11 protein-coding genes are annotated in these 14564 nt (G+C 64.2%); 8 read left to right on the top strand and 3 right to left on the bottom strand.

Annotated elements, in window-relative coordinates; genetic code table 11:
- Positions 1–6 precede the first annotated feature (6 nt).
- From Pan44_RS26925 to Pan44_RS26900, 6 genes are all read left to right on the top strand, one after another.
- Positions 7–870, top strand: a complete 864-nt coding sequence (locus tag Pan44_RS26925) for an NAD(P)-dependent oxidoreductase (protein WP_145034821.1) — start codon at positions 7–9, stop codon at positions 868–870.
- Positions 867–2114 (top strand): MFS transporter, encoded by a 1248-nt coding sequence (locus Pan44_RS26920; protein WP_145034820.1) that lies wholly within the window; start codon positions 867–869, stop codon positions 2112–2114. Before Pan44_RS26925 ends, Pan44_RS26920 begins: the two co-directional genes overlap by 4 nt.
- The gene (locus Pan44_RS26915; protein WP_145034819.1) at positions 2107–3117 is read left to right on the top strand and encodes a DUF6807 family protein; all 1011 of its coding nucleotides are present in this window, start codon (positions 2107–2109) and stop codon (positions 3115–3117) included. The genes Pan44_RS26920 and Pan44_RS26915 overlap by 8 nt, the downstream gene beginning before the upstream one ends.
- A 7-nt stretch (positions 3118–3124) precedes the next feature.
- Entirely contained in the window at positions 3125–4342 is a 1218-nt protein-coding gene (locus Pan44_RS26910) for an FG-GAP repeat domain-containing protein (RefSeq protein WP_145034818.1), read from the top strand.
- On the top strand, positions 4339–5655 hold the full coding sequence (locus tag Pan44_RS26905; protein ID WP_145034817.1) for a hypothetical protein: 1317 nt from the start codon (positions 4339–4341) through the stop codon (positions 5653–5655). Before Pan44_RS26910 ends, Pan44_RS26905 begins: the two co-directional genes overlap by 4 nt.
- Before the next feature lie 66 nt (positions 5656–5721).
- A complete protein-coding gene (locus Pan44_RS26900; protein ID WP_197453703.1) occupies positions 5722–7203 on the top strand; it encodes a sulfatase-like hydrolase/transferase in 1482 nt (493 codons plus the stop codon).
- 92 nt (positions 7204–7295) lie between these two features.
- Here the strand turns inward: Pan44_RS26900 and Pan44_RS26895 are convergent, their stop codons facing one another.
- Entirely contained in the window at positions 7296–8570 is a 1275-nt protein-coding gene (locus Pan44_RS26895; protein WP_145034815.1) for a hypothetical protein, read from the bottom strand.
- Positions 8571–9035: 465 nt separating this feature from the next.
- Here Pan44_RS26895 and Pan44_RS26890 point away from each other — a divergent pair, with 465 nt between their 5' ends.
- Both Pan44_RS26890 and Pan44_RS26885 read left to right on the top strand, forming a co-directional pair.
- Positions 9036–10745, top strand: coding sequence for a hypothetical protein (locus tag Pan44_RS26890; protein ID WP_145034814.1), 1710 nt, complete (start codon positions 9036–9038; stop codon positions 10743–10745).
- A 104-nt stretch (positions 10746–10849) separates the two neighbouring features.
- Complete coding sequence (locus Pan44_RS26885) at positions 10850–12718, top strand: putative bifunctional diguanylate cyclase/phosphodiesterase (RefSeq protein WP_145034813.1); 1869 nt, start codon at positions 10850–10852, stop codon at positions 12716–12718.
- A gap of 26 nt (positions 12719–12744) precedes the next feature.
- Here the strand turns inward: Pan44_RS26885 and Pan44_RS26880 are convergent, their stop codons facing one another.
- Positions 12745–13065 (bottom strand): hypothetical protein, encoded by a 321-nt coding sequence (locus Pan44_RS26880; RefSeq protein WP_145034812.1) that lies wholly within the window; start codon positions 13063–13065, stop codon positions 12745–12747.
- A 95-nt stretch (positions 13066–13160) separates the two neighbouring features.
- Entirely contained in the window at positions 13161–14438 is a 1278-nt protein-coding gene (locus Pan44_RS26875; protein WP_145034811.1) for an HD-GYP domain-containing protein, read from the bottom strand.
- Positions 14439–14564 lie beyond the last annotated feature (126 nt).

Genomic DNA, 14564 nt, shown 5'->3' with positions numbered 1-14564 from the left:
CCGGCAATGACAGAAGGTCCGGTCGGAGTCGTGGGTCTGGGATTGACCGGAACCGCGATTTCGGAACGGCTGCTCCAGCGGGGGTACGCCGTTCGAGTGTGGAATCGTACTCCCTCGAAAGCGGAGCCCCTCATCGAGCGCGGAGCCGAGTGGTCCGATGATCCTGGCGCGTCGTGCGAGCGGGTCGTCATCAGCCTCTTTTCGAGCGACGCCGTGGCCGAGATCGTCGCGCGGATGAATGCGACATTGCGCCCCGGGCAGTACCTGATCGACACGACAACTGGCGTTCCCGAACACTCCGTCTCGATGGGGCAGCGCCTCGCGGCCCGGGGCGTCAACTACCTCGACGCTCCGATCTCGGGCTCGAGCGAACAGATCCGCCAGGGGGAGGCCGTCGTCATGGTCGGGGGCGAGAAAGCGGCCTTCGAGGCCTGCGCCGACCTGTGGCCCGTCCTCGGAAAGCGGGTCTTCCACACAGGCCGTTGTGGCAGCGCGGCAAAAATGAAGCTCGTGACCAACCTCGTACTGGGACTGAATCGCGCGGCGCTCGCCGAAGGTCTGGCGTTCGCCGAACTCATCGGGGTCGATCCGGCCGAAGCGCTGAACGTGCTGAAAGACAGCCCTGCCTCGTCGCGCACGATGGACACGAAAGGTCACAAGATGATCACAGGGGATTACAGCGTGCAGGCGAAGCTGTCGCAGCACCTGAAGGATGTCTGCATGATGCTGGAAGCCGCAAAGTCAGCCGGCCGCCCGCTCCCGTTGACTGACACCCACCGCCAGCTCCTTGAACGGGCCGTCGCCGCCGGGCTCGGCGAAATGGACAACAGCTCGATTGTCGAAGTCCTTCGCGGAACAACGGCCGAATGAGCGGACCCACGTTGAGCCCCGGCGGACGGATCGCGGTCCTGGCGGCCGCGAGTCTCGGACTGGTGTTTGACGGCGTCGAACTCGGCCTCATGCCGGTAGCGTCGCTGTCGATTTCCAGAAGCCTGCTCGGCGAGTCTTATACGCCCACGCTCGGGGGCGACTGGTTCGCGCGATTCACCGCGGCGCTCATGCTGGGGGCAGCGCTGGGCGGAATCTGGCTCGGCAGCCTCGGCGACCGCATCGGCCGGACGCGCGCGATGGGCCTCAGCATCCTCTGCTACTCCGTCTTCGCTGCCCTCGGGGCGTTCGCCCGCACGCAGGAAGAAATGCTGATCTTGCGGTTTCTCGTCGGCCTCGGAGTCGGCGGCGTCTGGCCCAACGCGATCGCCCTCGTCTCCGAATGCTGGCCGAACGCATCGCGTCCGATGGTCTCAGGCGTCATGAGCGCGGCACTGAACGCAGGCATCCTGCTGCTCTCGCAACTGGCGCGCGTCTGGCCGATCACTCCCGACACCTGGCGCTGGGTGTTCCAGCTCGCCGGCCTCCCAGCCGTCCTCGGAATCCTCGTGCTCATCGCGCTTCCCGAATCGCCGCGATGGCTGGTGAGCCGGGGAGAAGTGAAGCGGCAGGCGACTCCGATCCGCGAGCTGTTCGGCCCGTCGCTGTGGCGGCTGACGCTCGCGGGAATCGTCATCAGCTCGATTCCGATGGTCGGCGCCTGGGCGGCAAGCAAGTGGATGATTCCCTGGTCCGACAAGATCGCCGGGGCCTCCAATTCGGGTTACAAGGCGGCCACGCAGGGCTGGTGGGCGCTCGGAGCGACCCTCGGAAGCTTCTCCGGCGCACAGCTGGCGTCGCTGCTCGGACGACGGCTGAGCTACGCGCTCATCAGCGTCGGCTCCTGCCTCCTCACCGTGATGATGTTCCAGTGGACCGCGCCTCTGGAGCCGGCGTTTCACGCGGTCGTCTTTGCCCAGGGTTTCGTGGCGACGCTGTTCTTCGGCTGGCTGGCGTTGTTCCTCCCCGAACTCTTTCCGACCCACGTCCGGGCCACCGGAACCGGGCTGTCGTTCAACTCGGGCCGGTTCGCGACCGCGGTCGGCGTCCTCGCGGTCGGATTTCTGTTCCGGGCCCTCGGCGGCGACTATCCCCGTGTCGGAACCATCTGTGCGATGATCTACGGCCTGGGGCTGTTCGCCATCTGGTGGGCGCCCGTTGCCTCCAGGAGCACGTTGAATGATTGAACGGCCGAGATGTCTGCCCGGCCTCTCGCTTCTCGCGTGGTCGGTCGCGGTGCTGATGTGGGGGCCGGCGGCCAACATCACGGCCGCCGATTTCAAAGATCCAACCGCCAAGCCCGAGGCGACGGAGAAAGGGCTCGGCTTCGCGCAGCACGCGGACCGGTTGACGATCACCGCAGCGGGCCGCCCGCTCGCTGAGTTTGTGTTTGACGATCCCCTGATCCGCAGGCCGTACGTCGCCAACGTTCGCTTGAAAAGCCAGCGACAGGTCACCCGTCGCCACCCTCCTGTCGAAGGGAAAGACGCCACCGATCACGCGGACATGCACCCCGGGATCTGGCTCGCGTTCGGTGACATCAGCGGACACGACTTCTGGCGCAATCAGGGACGGATCGAACATCTCCGGTTCGTGCAGCCCCCTGCGATCGACAACGGAATCGTGCGCTTCACGACTGAAAGCCGCTTCGTTGGGAAAGAGGGCGAAGCATTGGGACGCATGCTCAATCGGCTGACGGCCCGGGAATCGACATCGGGCTGGCGGCTGACATGGGAAACGACCTTGTCGGCCGATTCGGGTGAACTCGTCCTCGGAGACCAGGAGGAAATGGGATTCGGGGCCCGCGTTGCAACGGAGATGACGCAGAAGAACGGCGGTGTGATCCGCAACAGTGAAGGACAACAGACGGCGAACGCAACGTGGGGACAGCCAGCCGCCTGGTGCGACTATTCGGGAGTCGTCGACGGTGTCCCCTGTGGCGTGACGTTGATGTCCGGGCCAGTCAACTTCCGCAGAAGCTGGTGGCACAATCGCGACTACGGCGTGTTCGTGGCCAATCCCTTCGGCCGGGCGGCGATGAAGCAGGGGGAGCGAAGCCGGATTGTCGTGAAGGCGGGCGAACCGCTCACGCTCCTCTTCGCGGCGGCGTTCCACGAGGGAACGGCTCACAGCCCGGCCGCCGAATACGACGCGTTCGTCCAGTCGCTCCAGACGGCTCCGGAGAAGTGAACCGCCCATGTCGTTCCGCTGTTTCGTGCTGCTGCTCTTCGTCGCCCCGGCGGCGAATGCCACTGCCCAGTGGCAGCGGCACGTCATCGACGATTCGTCGCGAGGCGCGGACGGCACTCGACTGAAAGACGTGAACGGCGACGGCCTGCCTGACATTGTGACCGGCTGGGAACAGGGGGGTGTCGTTCGGCTGATGGTTCATCCGGGCGCCGAGCGCGTCCGAAAGCCGTGGCCCGCCGTGACGGTGGGAACGGCCCGGGACGTCGAGGACGCCGTTCTCGTCGACCTCGATGGGGACGGAGCCTGCGAGGTGGTCAGTTGCTGCGAGGGGGATTCGCAGCAGGTTCGCGTTTCCTGGGCACCTGCTGATCGCAGTCGTCTTCTCGATGCGGAGGCATGGTCGACCGCCCCACTGCCCGCGTCACTGAACGTCACGCGATGGATGTTCGCGCTCCCCGCGCAGATCGACGGCCGTCATGGGATCGACTTCTTCGCCGGAGGAAAGTCCAGAGGGTCGCAGATTGGCTGGTTCCAGGCGCCGGCCGATCCGAGAGCGCTTGCGGAGTGGACGTTCCACCCGTTGAGGCCGGTCGGATGGACGATGTCGCTGGTCTCCTCGGACATGGACGGCGACGGCGACCTCGACCTCGTTTTTTCGGACCGCAAGGGAGACCGATCGGGCGTTTACTGGCTGGAGAATCCCGGGCGCGATGTGGCTTCGCCGTGGATCGAACACGCGATTGCTGGAGTCGGAGCCGAGACGATGTTCCTCGACCTGGCCGATCTCGACTCGGATGGCCTGGAGGACATTGTCGTGGCGACCAAACCGGCCCACGTGCTGTGGCTGAAGCGGCTCGATCGTTCCGGGGAACATTGGAAGTCGTCCACGATCCCGTTTCCACCGATGTCGGGAACGGCCAAGGCCGTGAGTCTTGGCGATCTCGATCTTGATGGCCGGATGGATCTTGTCGTCACGTGCGAAGCAGCCGCGTCGCCGTTGCACGGAGTGTCGTGGCTTTCCTGCGACGGCCCGCCGGGGCAGGGTTCGTGGTCGCCGCGCCCGATCAGTGGCAGCGACGGTGTGAAGTACGACCTCGCGCCGCTCGTGGACCTGGATGGCGACGGAGATCTGGACGTGTTGACCTGCGAGGAAAACCGCGGGCTCGGTGTGATCTGGTACGAAAATCCCGCGCGATCCCCAGGTGCAGGGAAGGTTTCGAAATGATGCCGACGGCTCTGAGTATCCTTCTCATCGCCTGCGCCGCGCCCCCTGTCGCCTTTGAAGGAGCCGAGGGGTTCGGGGCCAGGTCGCGAGGCGGGACAGGCGGACGCGTCCTGGTCGTGGACCGCCTGGACGACAACGTCGAATCGCCCCAGCCCGGAACTTTCCGCTGGGCTGCGCAGCAGCCCGGTCCCCGGCAGGTCCGTTTCAACGTCGCCGGCAATATCCGCCTGCAGGGCGAACTCGTTGTACAGGAGCCGTACCTGACGATCGACGGCTCGACCGCGCCCGCAGGCGGAGTCTGCATCTGCGATCACTCGTTCGTCTGTCTGAACACGCACGACGTCATCGTACGGCACCTGCGGTTCCGTTGCGGGGATATCGACGTCCTCCGCCGAGTCGAGGCGGCCGGCCGCGAACGGCCCGACGGGTCGGGCGATCTCGACTGCGTCAGCCTCTACGACTCGCGCAACCTGATCTTCGACCATTGCTCGCTGTCGTGGTGCTGTGACGAACTGATCTGCGCGGTCCGCTGTGAGAATGTCACGATCCAGTGGTGCCTGCTGGCGGAACCCCTCTCGAATCCCCGCCTCCATCCCTATGGCGACCACCATGCCTTCGGGCTCAACCTCAGCGCGAACACCCTGACGATGCATCACTGCCTGCTGGCGCACTACGTGATGCGCGGACCGCAGTTCGAGGCCAACGATGTCCGCCGCGGCCAGAAGTACGATGTCCGCATGGAGGCGGTCAACAACGTCTTCTACGACTACGAGCGGTCGGGATCGCGCTACACCACCGGCATCGAAAACCGCCCGGAAGAAGCCGCCGGAACGAAGTTCGAATTCCAGTTCATCAACAACTTTTACGCCACTGCGGATCCCCGGCGCGCGGAGATCCTGGGGACCCCCAAGCATGGCGTGATCGATCGCCTCAAGGTGTACGTGGCGGGGAACATCGGTCCGCATCGGACAGACGCTGATCAGGACGATCTCGCCGTCGTCTTCATCGAACCGAAAACGCCTATTTTGGCCGCCCCCGCAAACGTCCAGGCGCAGATCTCCCGCACCCCACTGTTCCAGCCCGACGTTCCCGTCCGACTCGAGGATGCGCGGGCCGCGTATGAAAAAGTGCTCGACCATGCCGGCGCCGGACCCCGGCGCGATCCGGTCGACCGACGGATCGTCGAGAACGTGCGCACCGGCCGTATGACCGGTCCCATCGCTTCGCAGGCGGATGTCGGAGGATGGCCCGACCTTTCCATCGAAAGCGGCACGCCCGCCGTGATTCCTCCCGAAACCGCGAACGCCCGTTGACGCTGTCCGGTTTCGATGTCCCTCTTTTCCTGGCAATCACCCAACAGCTGCCTGAAGGAGCCCTCCATGCGATTCACCTTCTGCCTGCTGATGCTCTGGGGTACGTCGGCGCGGGCCGCGGAACTGCCCGACACATCGCGGATGAACGTGCTGTTCATCAACATTGAAGACTGCAACGCCGGCGTGTTCGGCTGTTACGGCAACGCGATCTGCAGGACTCCGAACATCGATCGCTTCGCGAGGTCGGCCGTGCTGTTCGACTCCGCCTACTGCCAGGGGATCAGCTGTAATCCGTCACGCTCCTCGTTCCTGACGGGGCTTCGACCGACGACGACGAACGTCTATTCCAACAGCGACGTCATGGACGACCTCCTCCCCACCGGAACGCTCACCTTGCCGGAGGTCGTGAAGGCCGGCGGGTTCACGACGGCCAACGTCGGCAAGCTGTTCCACAGGCTCGAGTACGCCGACAGGCCCATGCTGGCATTCGACCGGCTGGAAATGCACGACAAGCCCGAGGGCTGGAAGGGACCCGGACCGATTCTCAACTTCCCGCCGAAGCGGCCAGGCTGGGAAAAAGCCCCCGCCGATCAAAAGAGCCCGGAGTTCCGCGAATGGAAAAGAAAACACTCCGATCGCTATGGCGATTCCGGCCTAAACCGCGAGGAAGAGTACGACTATCGCATGGCGGCCACCGCCGCGGCCCTGCTCCGCGACTTCGCCAAGCAACCCGCGGGCCAGCGGTTCTTCCTCTCGGTTTCACAATCGAAGCCCCATACGCCGCTCATCTCGCCGAAGAAGTATGTCGACATTTACGACCCGACGAAGATCCCGCCGCCGGCCGCCCCCGTCGATTCGCTGGTGAACTTCCCGGCGCACTCCCTCAAACGGGCGCGCGGTGGGAATCCGGATCTCTTCCGCGACGCACAGCCGTCGTTGCAGCAGGCCCGCGAGGCGATCGCCGCTTACTACGCCTGTGTGACATTTGTCGATGAGAACGTCGGCATGATGCTCGATGCACTGGAAGAGACGGGGCTCGATCGCAACACGATCGTGATCTTCTTCGGCGACCACGGCTTTCACCTGGGCGATCATGGGTTCTGGAGCAAGTACTCGATGCTCGAGGCGACCCGCCGCGTCCCACTGATCGTGCGCGTTCCCGGAGCACCGGCCAATGGACAGGTCTGTCGGCAGTTCATCGAGCTGGTCGACCTCTTCCCCACCATCGGCGAACTGGCAGGTCTGGCTGTTCCTGCCAATCTCGAAGGGACGAGCTTCGCGCCACTTCTGGGCGACGCGAATCGCACATGGAAGCGCGCCGTGTTCATGTCCGGAGGTCCGGCCGATCGGGGACATTCCGTCCGGAATCGCCGGTACAGCTACCTCGAATACGAAGGCAATCGCCCGGGAGCGGCGCTGTTCGACCTCGAACGCGATCCCTGGGAGACTCGCAATCTCGTCGATGATCCCCAACTCGCCGACGTTCGGAACGAGATGGCCGCTCTCCTCAAGGCGGGCTGGCGCGGCGCACTTCCTCCCGCGCAGTAACCGCCCGGATCATTCCGTTCCCAGGGATTACCCAGGGAGAGCAGACGGCGCCCGGTCGGTGAGCTATCGACCGTCCGTTGATTCAGGGGCCCTTACTTCGTCGGTCGCTTCTCAATCGTCGCCACATGAATCTGCCGCGTTCCGGCGTCATCCACTGCGACGAACAGGAACTGCGTGGCGTCGCGATTCCAGTTCGGTGACGGATCGATCCGCAGGACGCCCGAGGTGTAGCCCCCTCTGCTGAAGCCGGCGGTGCGCGTCCACGCCCCGTCCGCGAGGCGGACGACGTTGTAGAAGTTCTGGTCCTTCCGTCCGTAGGCGTTCAGGAACCACTTCCGATCGGCCGAGAGAGCGATGTCGCCGCCGGGGCTCGGGATGCTTTCCGGCGTGCCGATCATCCCGACGACCGCCTGTGTCTCGACGTCGAACAGCACCTGGCGTCCGTCGACGTGCCCGATCAGCACGTCTCCCGAGAACCATTCGGGATGCCCTCCGATGTGACGGGCCAGCGGTTTCAGGTTGGTCCCGTCGGCGTTCATCGTGAACGGAATATCAAGCCGCTTTTTGCCGTCGACGTCGAAGTCGCCCCGGGCGAAGAAATAAATCCGGCTGTCGTCGCGGCTCCACAGCGTGTGGTTGATGAAGAGTTCCTTCTCGTCAACGTCGGGCCTCAGCGGGCGAATGGCGTCCGCCATCTGGCGATACGAGACGAGCAGTCGCTTCTCCCCGGTTTTCGCATCAATGCGGAAAATGCCGTCGTCGTCCGGGTGTCCGGGGCGGTCCGCCGTCTGGTCGTGGGCGCCCGGGTAGCCTGTAACGGGCCTCAGTCGGGCCATCCGTCCGTAATTGATCCCCAGAAACGCCCCGCCGTTCTGCGCGACGCCGCCGTTGCCGATCGACATGCCGGGAACGCGGTACTCGCGGATCCGGGTGAGCGTCGTCACGTCGAACAGCACGCAGAACACTTCCTGCGTCTCGGGATCGCGGTCGTTGAAGAAGAACTGCGTCTCCGCCGCCTCGGGGTTCCAGTACAGCATCGCCCCCTGCTGGAAGTTCCAGCCGCGGGTGACGTCGACAGTCCGCGTCGCGTCGTTCTTCCGCGTGTCGATCTGCACGATCTCGGCCGCTTCACCCGGCCGGGGCATGCGGTCCTGAAAGTCGGTGCGCAGGGCGATCAGGAAACGGCCGCTCTGGTTCCAGGGGATCGTCTGGACGTGGCCGAAGTAGCCGAAGAAGTGATGCTTCGGCCCAACGGTGACCTGGCGCACGGTCGTCGTGAAAGCACTGTCCGCAATCGGAGTGGGAACGTTCTCGTCCGATGGGGCCACCGGGTCGGCCGCGGAAATGTGAGCCGCGCTGAAGAGCACGAGACTGGCACACCAGAAGACGGATCGAGCGAGTCGACCTGTCGAATGTCCGGTCACGGGCCGACAGCCTGAAGCGAAGCGTGGTCCGATCATCGCAATTCCCCTGGCGCACAGCGGGCAGACGCGAGGCAAATACCATAGCACGCCGAGGTTTCCCTCGTCGTGCGGGACTCGTACCGGGCCATTTGCATGGCTCCTGTGCAGGCGATTGAACGGTTCTCGATTCGCGTTCGTCCGTTCATCGCCTGCGGAGCCCGGAAGACCAACATTGAAGCTTCTCTAGGGGATTCCCCCACAACCCGGCGGAATTGGGCAAAAGCGGCCAGGCGCTCATCCCATGTTTGGGTGAACTGGCCCGCTGGAGTGTGTTGCGACGCCGGCGGAACGGTTCGACAGGCCACACATCCTCTCCGTTGCCTCATGGAGCGGGGGGAAGTTCACCCCTTCAGGATCCGGAGCGTCCACATGAACTTTTCATTTCTTCGAAATCGCGGCGGTCGGTTGCTTCCCCAGAGGGCCCGTCGGCGGAGCGCGGGTGGCCTGCAGGTCGAGCCTCTCGAAGTCCGCATCCTCCCCACCGTCACCGCGACCCTCTCGAAGGGAGAATTGCGGCTCACGGGAGATGCGGGCCCGAACGATGTGATGATCACTCAGTCCGGCAACAGCATCCAGGTGACGGGACGCAACGGAACGACGATCAAGGTTGGAGGTTCAGAGGGCGCATCGGCGACCTTCAACGGCGTCACGAGCCTGCGAACCACCCTGAAGGGATCGAACGACACGGTTCAGCTGGGAGACGGACTCGTTCTGAAGAATGTGACGCTCGGGCTTGGCGCGGGCGCGAACACGGTGCTGATCGGGCAAAGCCAGATCACCGGGAAACTCACGATCACCGGAGGCTCGGGAGCCGATGCCATTGGGCTGACACGCTCCGTCATCGGCAATGCGACGATCAATACCGGGTCGGGCGACGATCGCGTGACGCTCGCGGCCGTGTCGGCCAACGGCATCGTCACGGTCAACACCGGCAACGGAGCGGACCTCGTGGAGACTCTGATGGCCACGCCAGGAAACGGCGGCGGACCTGGCGACGGCGGGGGCGGCATTCCCGGCGTCGGCGGCCTCGGCGGACTCACGATCCTGAGCGACCTGGTCCAGTTCGTGCAGACGACGACCGACATCAATCTCGGCGAATTCGTCAGTTCTCTCCAGCTTGAGCAGCTGGACAACCTGATCGACCTGGAAGGGGTTCTCGATCTCACGGCGATCGCCGACCTGGCGCTGCAAATCGACCTCGACCAGATTCTCAATGCGAATGGCACCCTGAATCTTCTCGCGCTGCTCAACCTGGGCAACCTGGTCGATCTCAGCTCACTGAACACCGGGCTCCTTCAGGACCTGACTTCGATCATCGACATCGGCGACCTGACCGACGGTGAGTTTGATCTGCTGCAGAACCTGATCAACTTCCTGGCGGAATTCGATCTCGATGATCTGATCGGCGGGGACGACCTCGATGATCCCACGCAGCCGGGAGGACTGGGATCGAGCCTCACGGCCAGCCTGAACATCAATACGGGGTCGGGCGACGATGTCGTCTCGCTGGGCAACGCAAGGTTCGGCACGGTGTCGATTCTGACTGGCAACGACCGCGATCGCGTGACGCTCAGCACGGTCGCCGTCGACCGGACGCTCAGGATCCACACCGGAAGTGCCGACGACGTGATCACGATCAACGGCCTGCAGCAGAACGGATCTGGCAGCAGCCTGATCGATGGCAGTTCGGGGATCGACCAGATCTCCGTCAAAACGTCGCTCTTCAACGGCGGCGCCACGATCAGCGGCGGCAGCACGGCCGGCAACCAGATCGCGATCGACGACGTGAGTTTCAAATCGTTCGCCACCCTGAATGGCCTGGGAATCGGCGATTCGATCAAGGTGGAGCAGGATCCGCTGCGGTCGGGATCGACCGTGTTCTCGCAGCCTGTGAAGGTGCTCCTCGGCGGAGCGGCCGAGATGAGTGTGAGTCAGAACCACCCGACGACGAAGACCCAGTTCCTGTCGACTGTCAGCGTCACCGGCAAATCGCCGCGCGGCAAGCTGAAAGTCGCCACGGGCAAAACGACGTTCGCATCGACCGTCTCCCTGAAGAACGTCGACTACTCGTTTATCTGAAGTCGACACTCGAGCCGGCCGCTTCTGTCGAGCGGCTCCCCATCCGGGCGGCGCATGCGCCGCCCGGATTTTTTCCAGTAAGCCCCGCCGTGTGTGGAGTCGTCATGGCTCGCTCTGAGCAGTTGTCATCCACCAACTCCTCGAAGGTTCCAACCGGAAACGACCTCTCGATTCTTCCACCGGCCGTGTTAAGCGTGGACGGCAGGCAGCCGGTCGAGGCTCGTCGCCGGGTTTCTCGAACCCGTCCCGATCAGGCGTCGGCGTCCGCCAGGACAAAGAAACGCCGTGGCCCGGCCGAACAGTCCGGATCGGTCGACTCGGTAGAGCAGCTTGCGCTCGTGCTGCAGCATGCCTGCGGCTTCGTCGCGCTGGTGGGAGATGGAGGACGCGTCGAACGCGCGAGCGGCGCGGTCTACGAGCTTCTCACCCCCGACATGGCCGTCGACCGTTTGCTGGGCGACACGCGGCTCGGAATCGACGCGCCGGAATTCCTGCAGCGCGTCGAACGTTCCTTGCTCGACGGCAAGGAAGATCACTTCGAATGGTTCAACCCGGTTTGCGACCGCTGGATCGTCCTGCACCTCGCCCCCGCGGAGGAAGGAGTCATGATCGTCGGGTTCGATATCACCCGGAGGCGGATTCTCGAGAATTCCGCCGAACAGCAGCGGGCTCAGCTTGCCTACCAGGCCGACTACGACGCGGCCACAAAGCTGTTGAACCGACGCGCGTTCCAGGCGCTCGTCGAACAGGCCTGTCAGAATCGACGTGGCGCCGGATTCTCGATCATGTTGATCGATATCGATGGATTCCAGGCGGCGAACGACACGTTCGGACATGTCGCAGGCGACGCCCTGCTGCTCGAAGTCGCAGATCGACTGCGGACCTGCATCGGCGAGAATGATGTTCTCGCACGCCTGGGGAATGACGAGTTTGCAGTGCTGCATTGCGGCGGCAGAACGTCAACGAAGCCGGAGCGCCTCATCACGCGCATCATGGAGACGATCCATCGTCCGTTCCTCGTCAGCGGAACGAAGGTGAGTCTGACGGCCAGCATCGGCGTGGCGATTGCCCCCCAGGATGGCGACACGCAGGAAGCCCTGTTCCAGGCGGCCGACATTGCCGTGAAGTGGGCGAAGAGGGACGGGGGCGAAGGCTGGCGACGGTTCGAGATCAGCATGCAGACCGAGCTGCAGACCCGCCACGAGGTCCACGAAGGGTTGATCGACGCGCTGGCGGCCGGGCAGATGCTGCTGCACTACCAGCCGGTCATCGACATTCGCCACGGTCTCGTCAGCGGATTGGAATCACGGTTCTGCTGGAACCATCCTCGGGAGGGGCTCCTCCCGCCAGAGCGCTTCCTGCACATCGCCGAAGCGAGTGGATCGATCGTTCCCCTTGGTGAGTGGGCGATCCTCAATGCCTGTCGTGATGCAATGGCCTGGCCCGCTCACTGCGAAGTCGCAGTGAATCTCTCACCCCGCCAGTTCCGCTCGAACATCGTCCGCACGGTCTCCCAGGCGCTGGGAGAGTCGCGAATCGAATCCTCCCGGCTGGTCCTGGAAGTCTGCGAAGCGGTCCTCGTCGACCGGCCGGAGAAAAACCTCGATTCGCTCCAGCGTTTGCGCGCTCTTGGTGTGAAGATCGTGTTCGACGGCCTCGGAACCGGATGCGCATCGCTCCGGCATCTGCAGTTGTTTCCGTTCGACCGGATCAAGATCGACCGCAGCATGATTCACAACGTGGGGATCCGTCGCGACAGCGAAGTGATCGTGCGTTCGATGGTCGGCCTGGCACACGACCTTGGAATCCAGGTCGTCGCCAAGGGCGTCGAGACGCCGGAAGAGCTGCGGCGCCTGCGCGAGACAGGCTGCCATCAGGCCCAGGGCGACCTGTTCTGCCGGCCGGTCCCCGTCGCGACCGCATTTGAGTACCTCCGCCGGTGCGCCGCCGGAAACTCCGGCGTTTCGAACTGAATCCGGGCCTCACGTCCCACCGGCGATCATCCCCCCGAGCGCGACGGACCGCCCTGCGTCGACTGAATCAGGGCGGAGAGCGACTCGATTTCCGCCTGGATCGCTTCCAGGATCTCTTCATCGTCGCGAGACATCGCGGAACCAGTCGGCGCAGCCTCTACCGTGCGGGCGTCCGGCGCAGTGAGCGGGTCGGGCTCTGGAGCAGGGGTGACGGTCAGGTTTCCGTCAGTCTGCTGAAGCTCCCGCAACTGGCGGCAAAGCTCGGCCAGGCGCGCCTCGGACTCGGGCGTTCGTCCGGGAATCTGCGACAGGAGCGATTCCAGCAGCTTGGCGATGGATTCCGACATTGGGCTGTCATTTCTCCGTCTGACTTCGTGGCCTTCATGCCGGCGAGACCAGATCTCGCTGGCCGGTGATTCCTTCGGGGCCCGCCATCTCGCATTCAGAATGAGTGAACGACGTCGAGCGCCTCGCGCTCGTGCGCTGACGCTTCGATTCCACTGAGCGCGACGTCGCACGCCCAGCTCGCCGCATGCTCCCGGGCCAGCAGCTCGTGGCACCGCAGGAACGCGTCAACCACCTGCGGATCAAATTGTCGACCCCGGCGCCAGCGGATTTCGTGCAGGGCGTCATCCGGCGAAATCGCTCCTTTGTACGGACGAACGGACCGAAGCGCGTCGTACACGTCGGCCACAGCCACAATCCGCGCGGACAGTGGAATCTCTGCTCCGGCCAGGCCGCGGGGATAGCCTGTTCCGTCCCACCATTCGTGGTGCGCAAGAGCGATCTCCTGCGCCGTCTTCATCACGTCGTCGCCTGCAAGCGCCCGGGAAAATGGCAGGAAAAACTGCGGACGGGTCTCCGCTTGCCCCGATTCACTCAGGATGCGGTAGCCGATGTCGCAATGCCGGCGCATGATCTCGCGCTCGTCCGGCGTCAGGCTTCCCGGCTTCAGCAGGATGGAATCGGGAATGCCGATCTTTCCGATATCGTGCAGCGGGGCCGCCATTTCGATGGCATCCACTCTCTGCGGCATCAGTCCCAGTTCCCGCGCGATTCTCGCGCTCATCCGTGCGACACGGACGACATGGTCCCCCGTCTTCTCATCACGAAATTCTGCGGCCTTGGCGAGCTTCCAGATCACTTCCCGTCGCGACTGGTTGAGTTCCTTCTCACGGCTGGCGACCAGTTCCTCGAGCTGCTCGCTGCGCCGCTTCGCCGCGTCCTGCATTTCCTTCAGCCGCAGCATGCTGCGGAGCCGGGCCAGGAGTTCTGCCGTATGAAATGGCTTGGCCAGCAGGTCGGTGGCGCCCAGGTCGAGGGCATCGTGCTTGACGTCGCCGTCTGCGGTCCCGGTCAGAATCGTGACCGGGATGTCATGCGTCTCGGCCGTTTCGCGAATGCGTCGGAGGAGATCGAAGCCGGAAAGCCTGGGCATCGACAGGTCGCTGATCACCGCGTCGACATGGCTGTTGAAAATCAGCTTCCATGCCTCTTCAGGATCGGAGTGGACTGAGAGACGCCACGATTCCTGGTACGGCTCGAGAGTGGATCTGACCATCGTCAGAAATGAGCGGTCGTCGTCCACGAGGACGACAACGGGCCGGGGGTCGTCGCTCGTGCCGGCCGGTGTCTGCGAAGTCAGCGGCCGATCGTCCCACCGCGGGAGATGACGGCTGACAGCTGGATGATTCGGCTTGAACCTGTCGCGTGCGGACATGGGCCGCTCCTCGTTTGCACAAAGCGTCCGCTGCTTTCCTCGCTTCCTCTTCGTATTTCCGCGGACAACTCTGCGTCTTTGAACCGGGACGGACGACAACGGCAGGGCTGATGCGCGACCGCTGCG

The organism is Caulifigura coniformis, from assembly GCF_007745175.1.
Taxonomy (GTDB): Bacteria; Planctomycetota; Planctomycetia; order Planctomycetales; family Planctomycetaceae; genus Caulifigura; species Caulifigura coniformis.
Note: the sequence above shows the minus strand (reverse complement) of the source record. Positions and strands in the feature narration are given on the sequence as shown.

Bases quoted from the DNA above. Each gene is read 5' to 3' on its own strand.
- Pan44_RS26900 (WP_197453703.1), top strand. From the start codon at position 5,722: ATGCGATTCACCTTCTGCCTGCTGATGCTCTGGGGTACGTCGGCGCGG.
- Pan44_RS26890 (WP_145034814.1), top strand. From the start codon at position 9,036: ATGAACTTTTCATTTCTTCGAAATCGCGGCGGTCGGTTGCTTCCCCAG.
- Pan44_RS26910 (WP_145034818.1), top strand. From the start codon at position 3,125: ATGTCGTTCCGCTGTTTCGTGCTGCTGCTCTTCGTCGCCCCGGCGGCG.
- Pan44_RS26920 (WP_145034820.1), top strand. From the start codon at position 867: ATGAGCGGACCCACGTTGAGCCCCGGCGGACGGATCGCGGTCCTGGCG.
- Pan44_RS26915 (WP_145034819.1), top strand. From the start codon at position 2,107: ATGATTGAACGGCCGAGATGTCTGCCCGGCCTCTCGCTTCTCGCGTGG.
- Pan44_RS26880 (WP_145034812.1), bottom strand. From the start codon at position 13,065: ATGTCGGAATCCATCGCCAAGCTGCTGGAATCGCTCCTGTCGCAGATT.
- Pan44_RS26925 (WP_145034821.1), top strand. From the start codon at position 7: ATGACAGAAGGTCCGGTCGGAGTCGTGGGTCTGGGATTGACCGGAACC.
- Pan44_RS26875 (WP_145034811.1), bottom strand. From the start codon at position 14,438: ATGTCCGCACGCGACAGGTTCAAGCCGAATCATCCAGCTGTCAGCCGT.
- Pan44_RS26905 (WP_145034817.1), top strand. From the start codon at position 4,339: ATGATGCCGACGGCTCTGAGTATCCTTCTCATCGCCTGCGCCGCGCCC.
- Pan44_RS26885 (WP_145034813.1), top strand. From the start codon at position 10,850: ATGGCTCGCTCTGAGCAGTTGTCATCCACCAACTCCTCGAAGGTTCCA.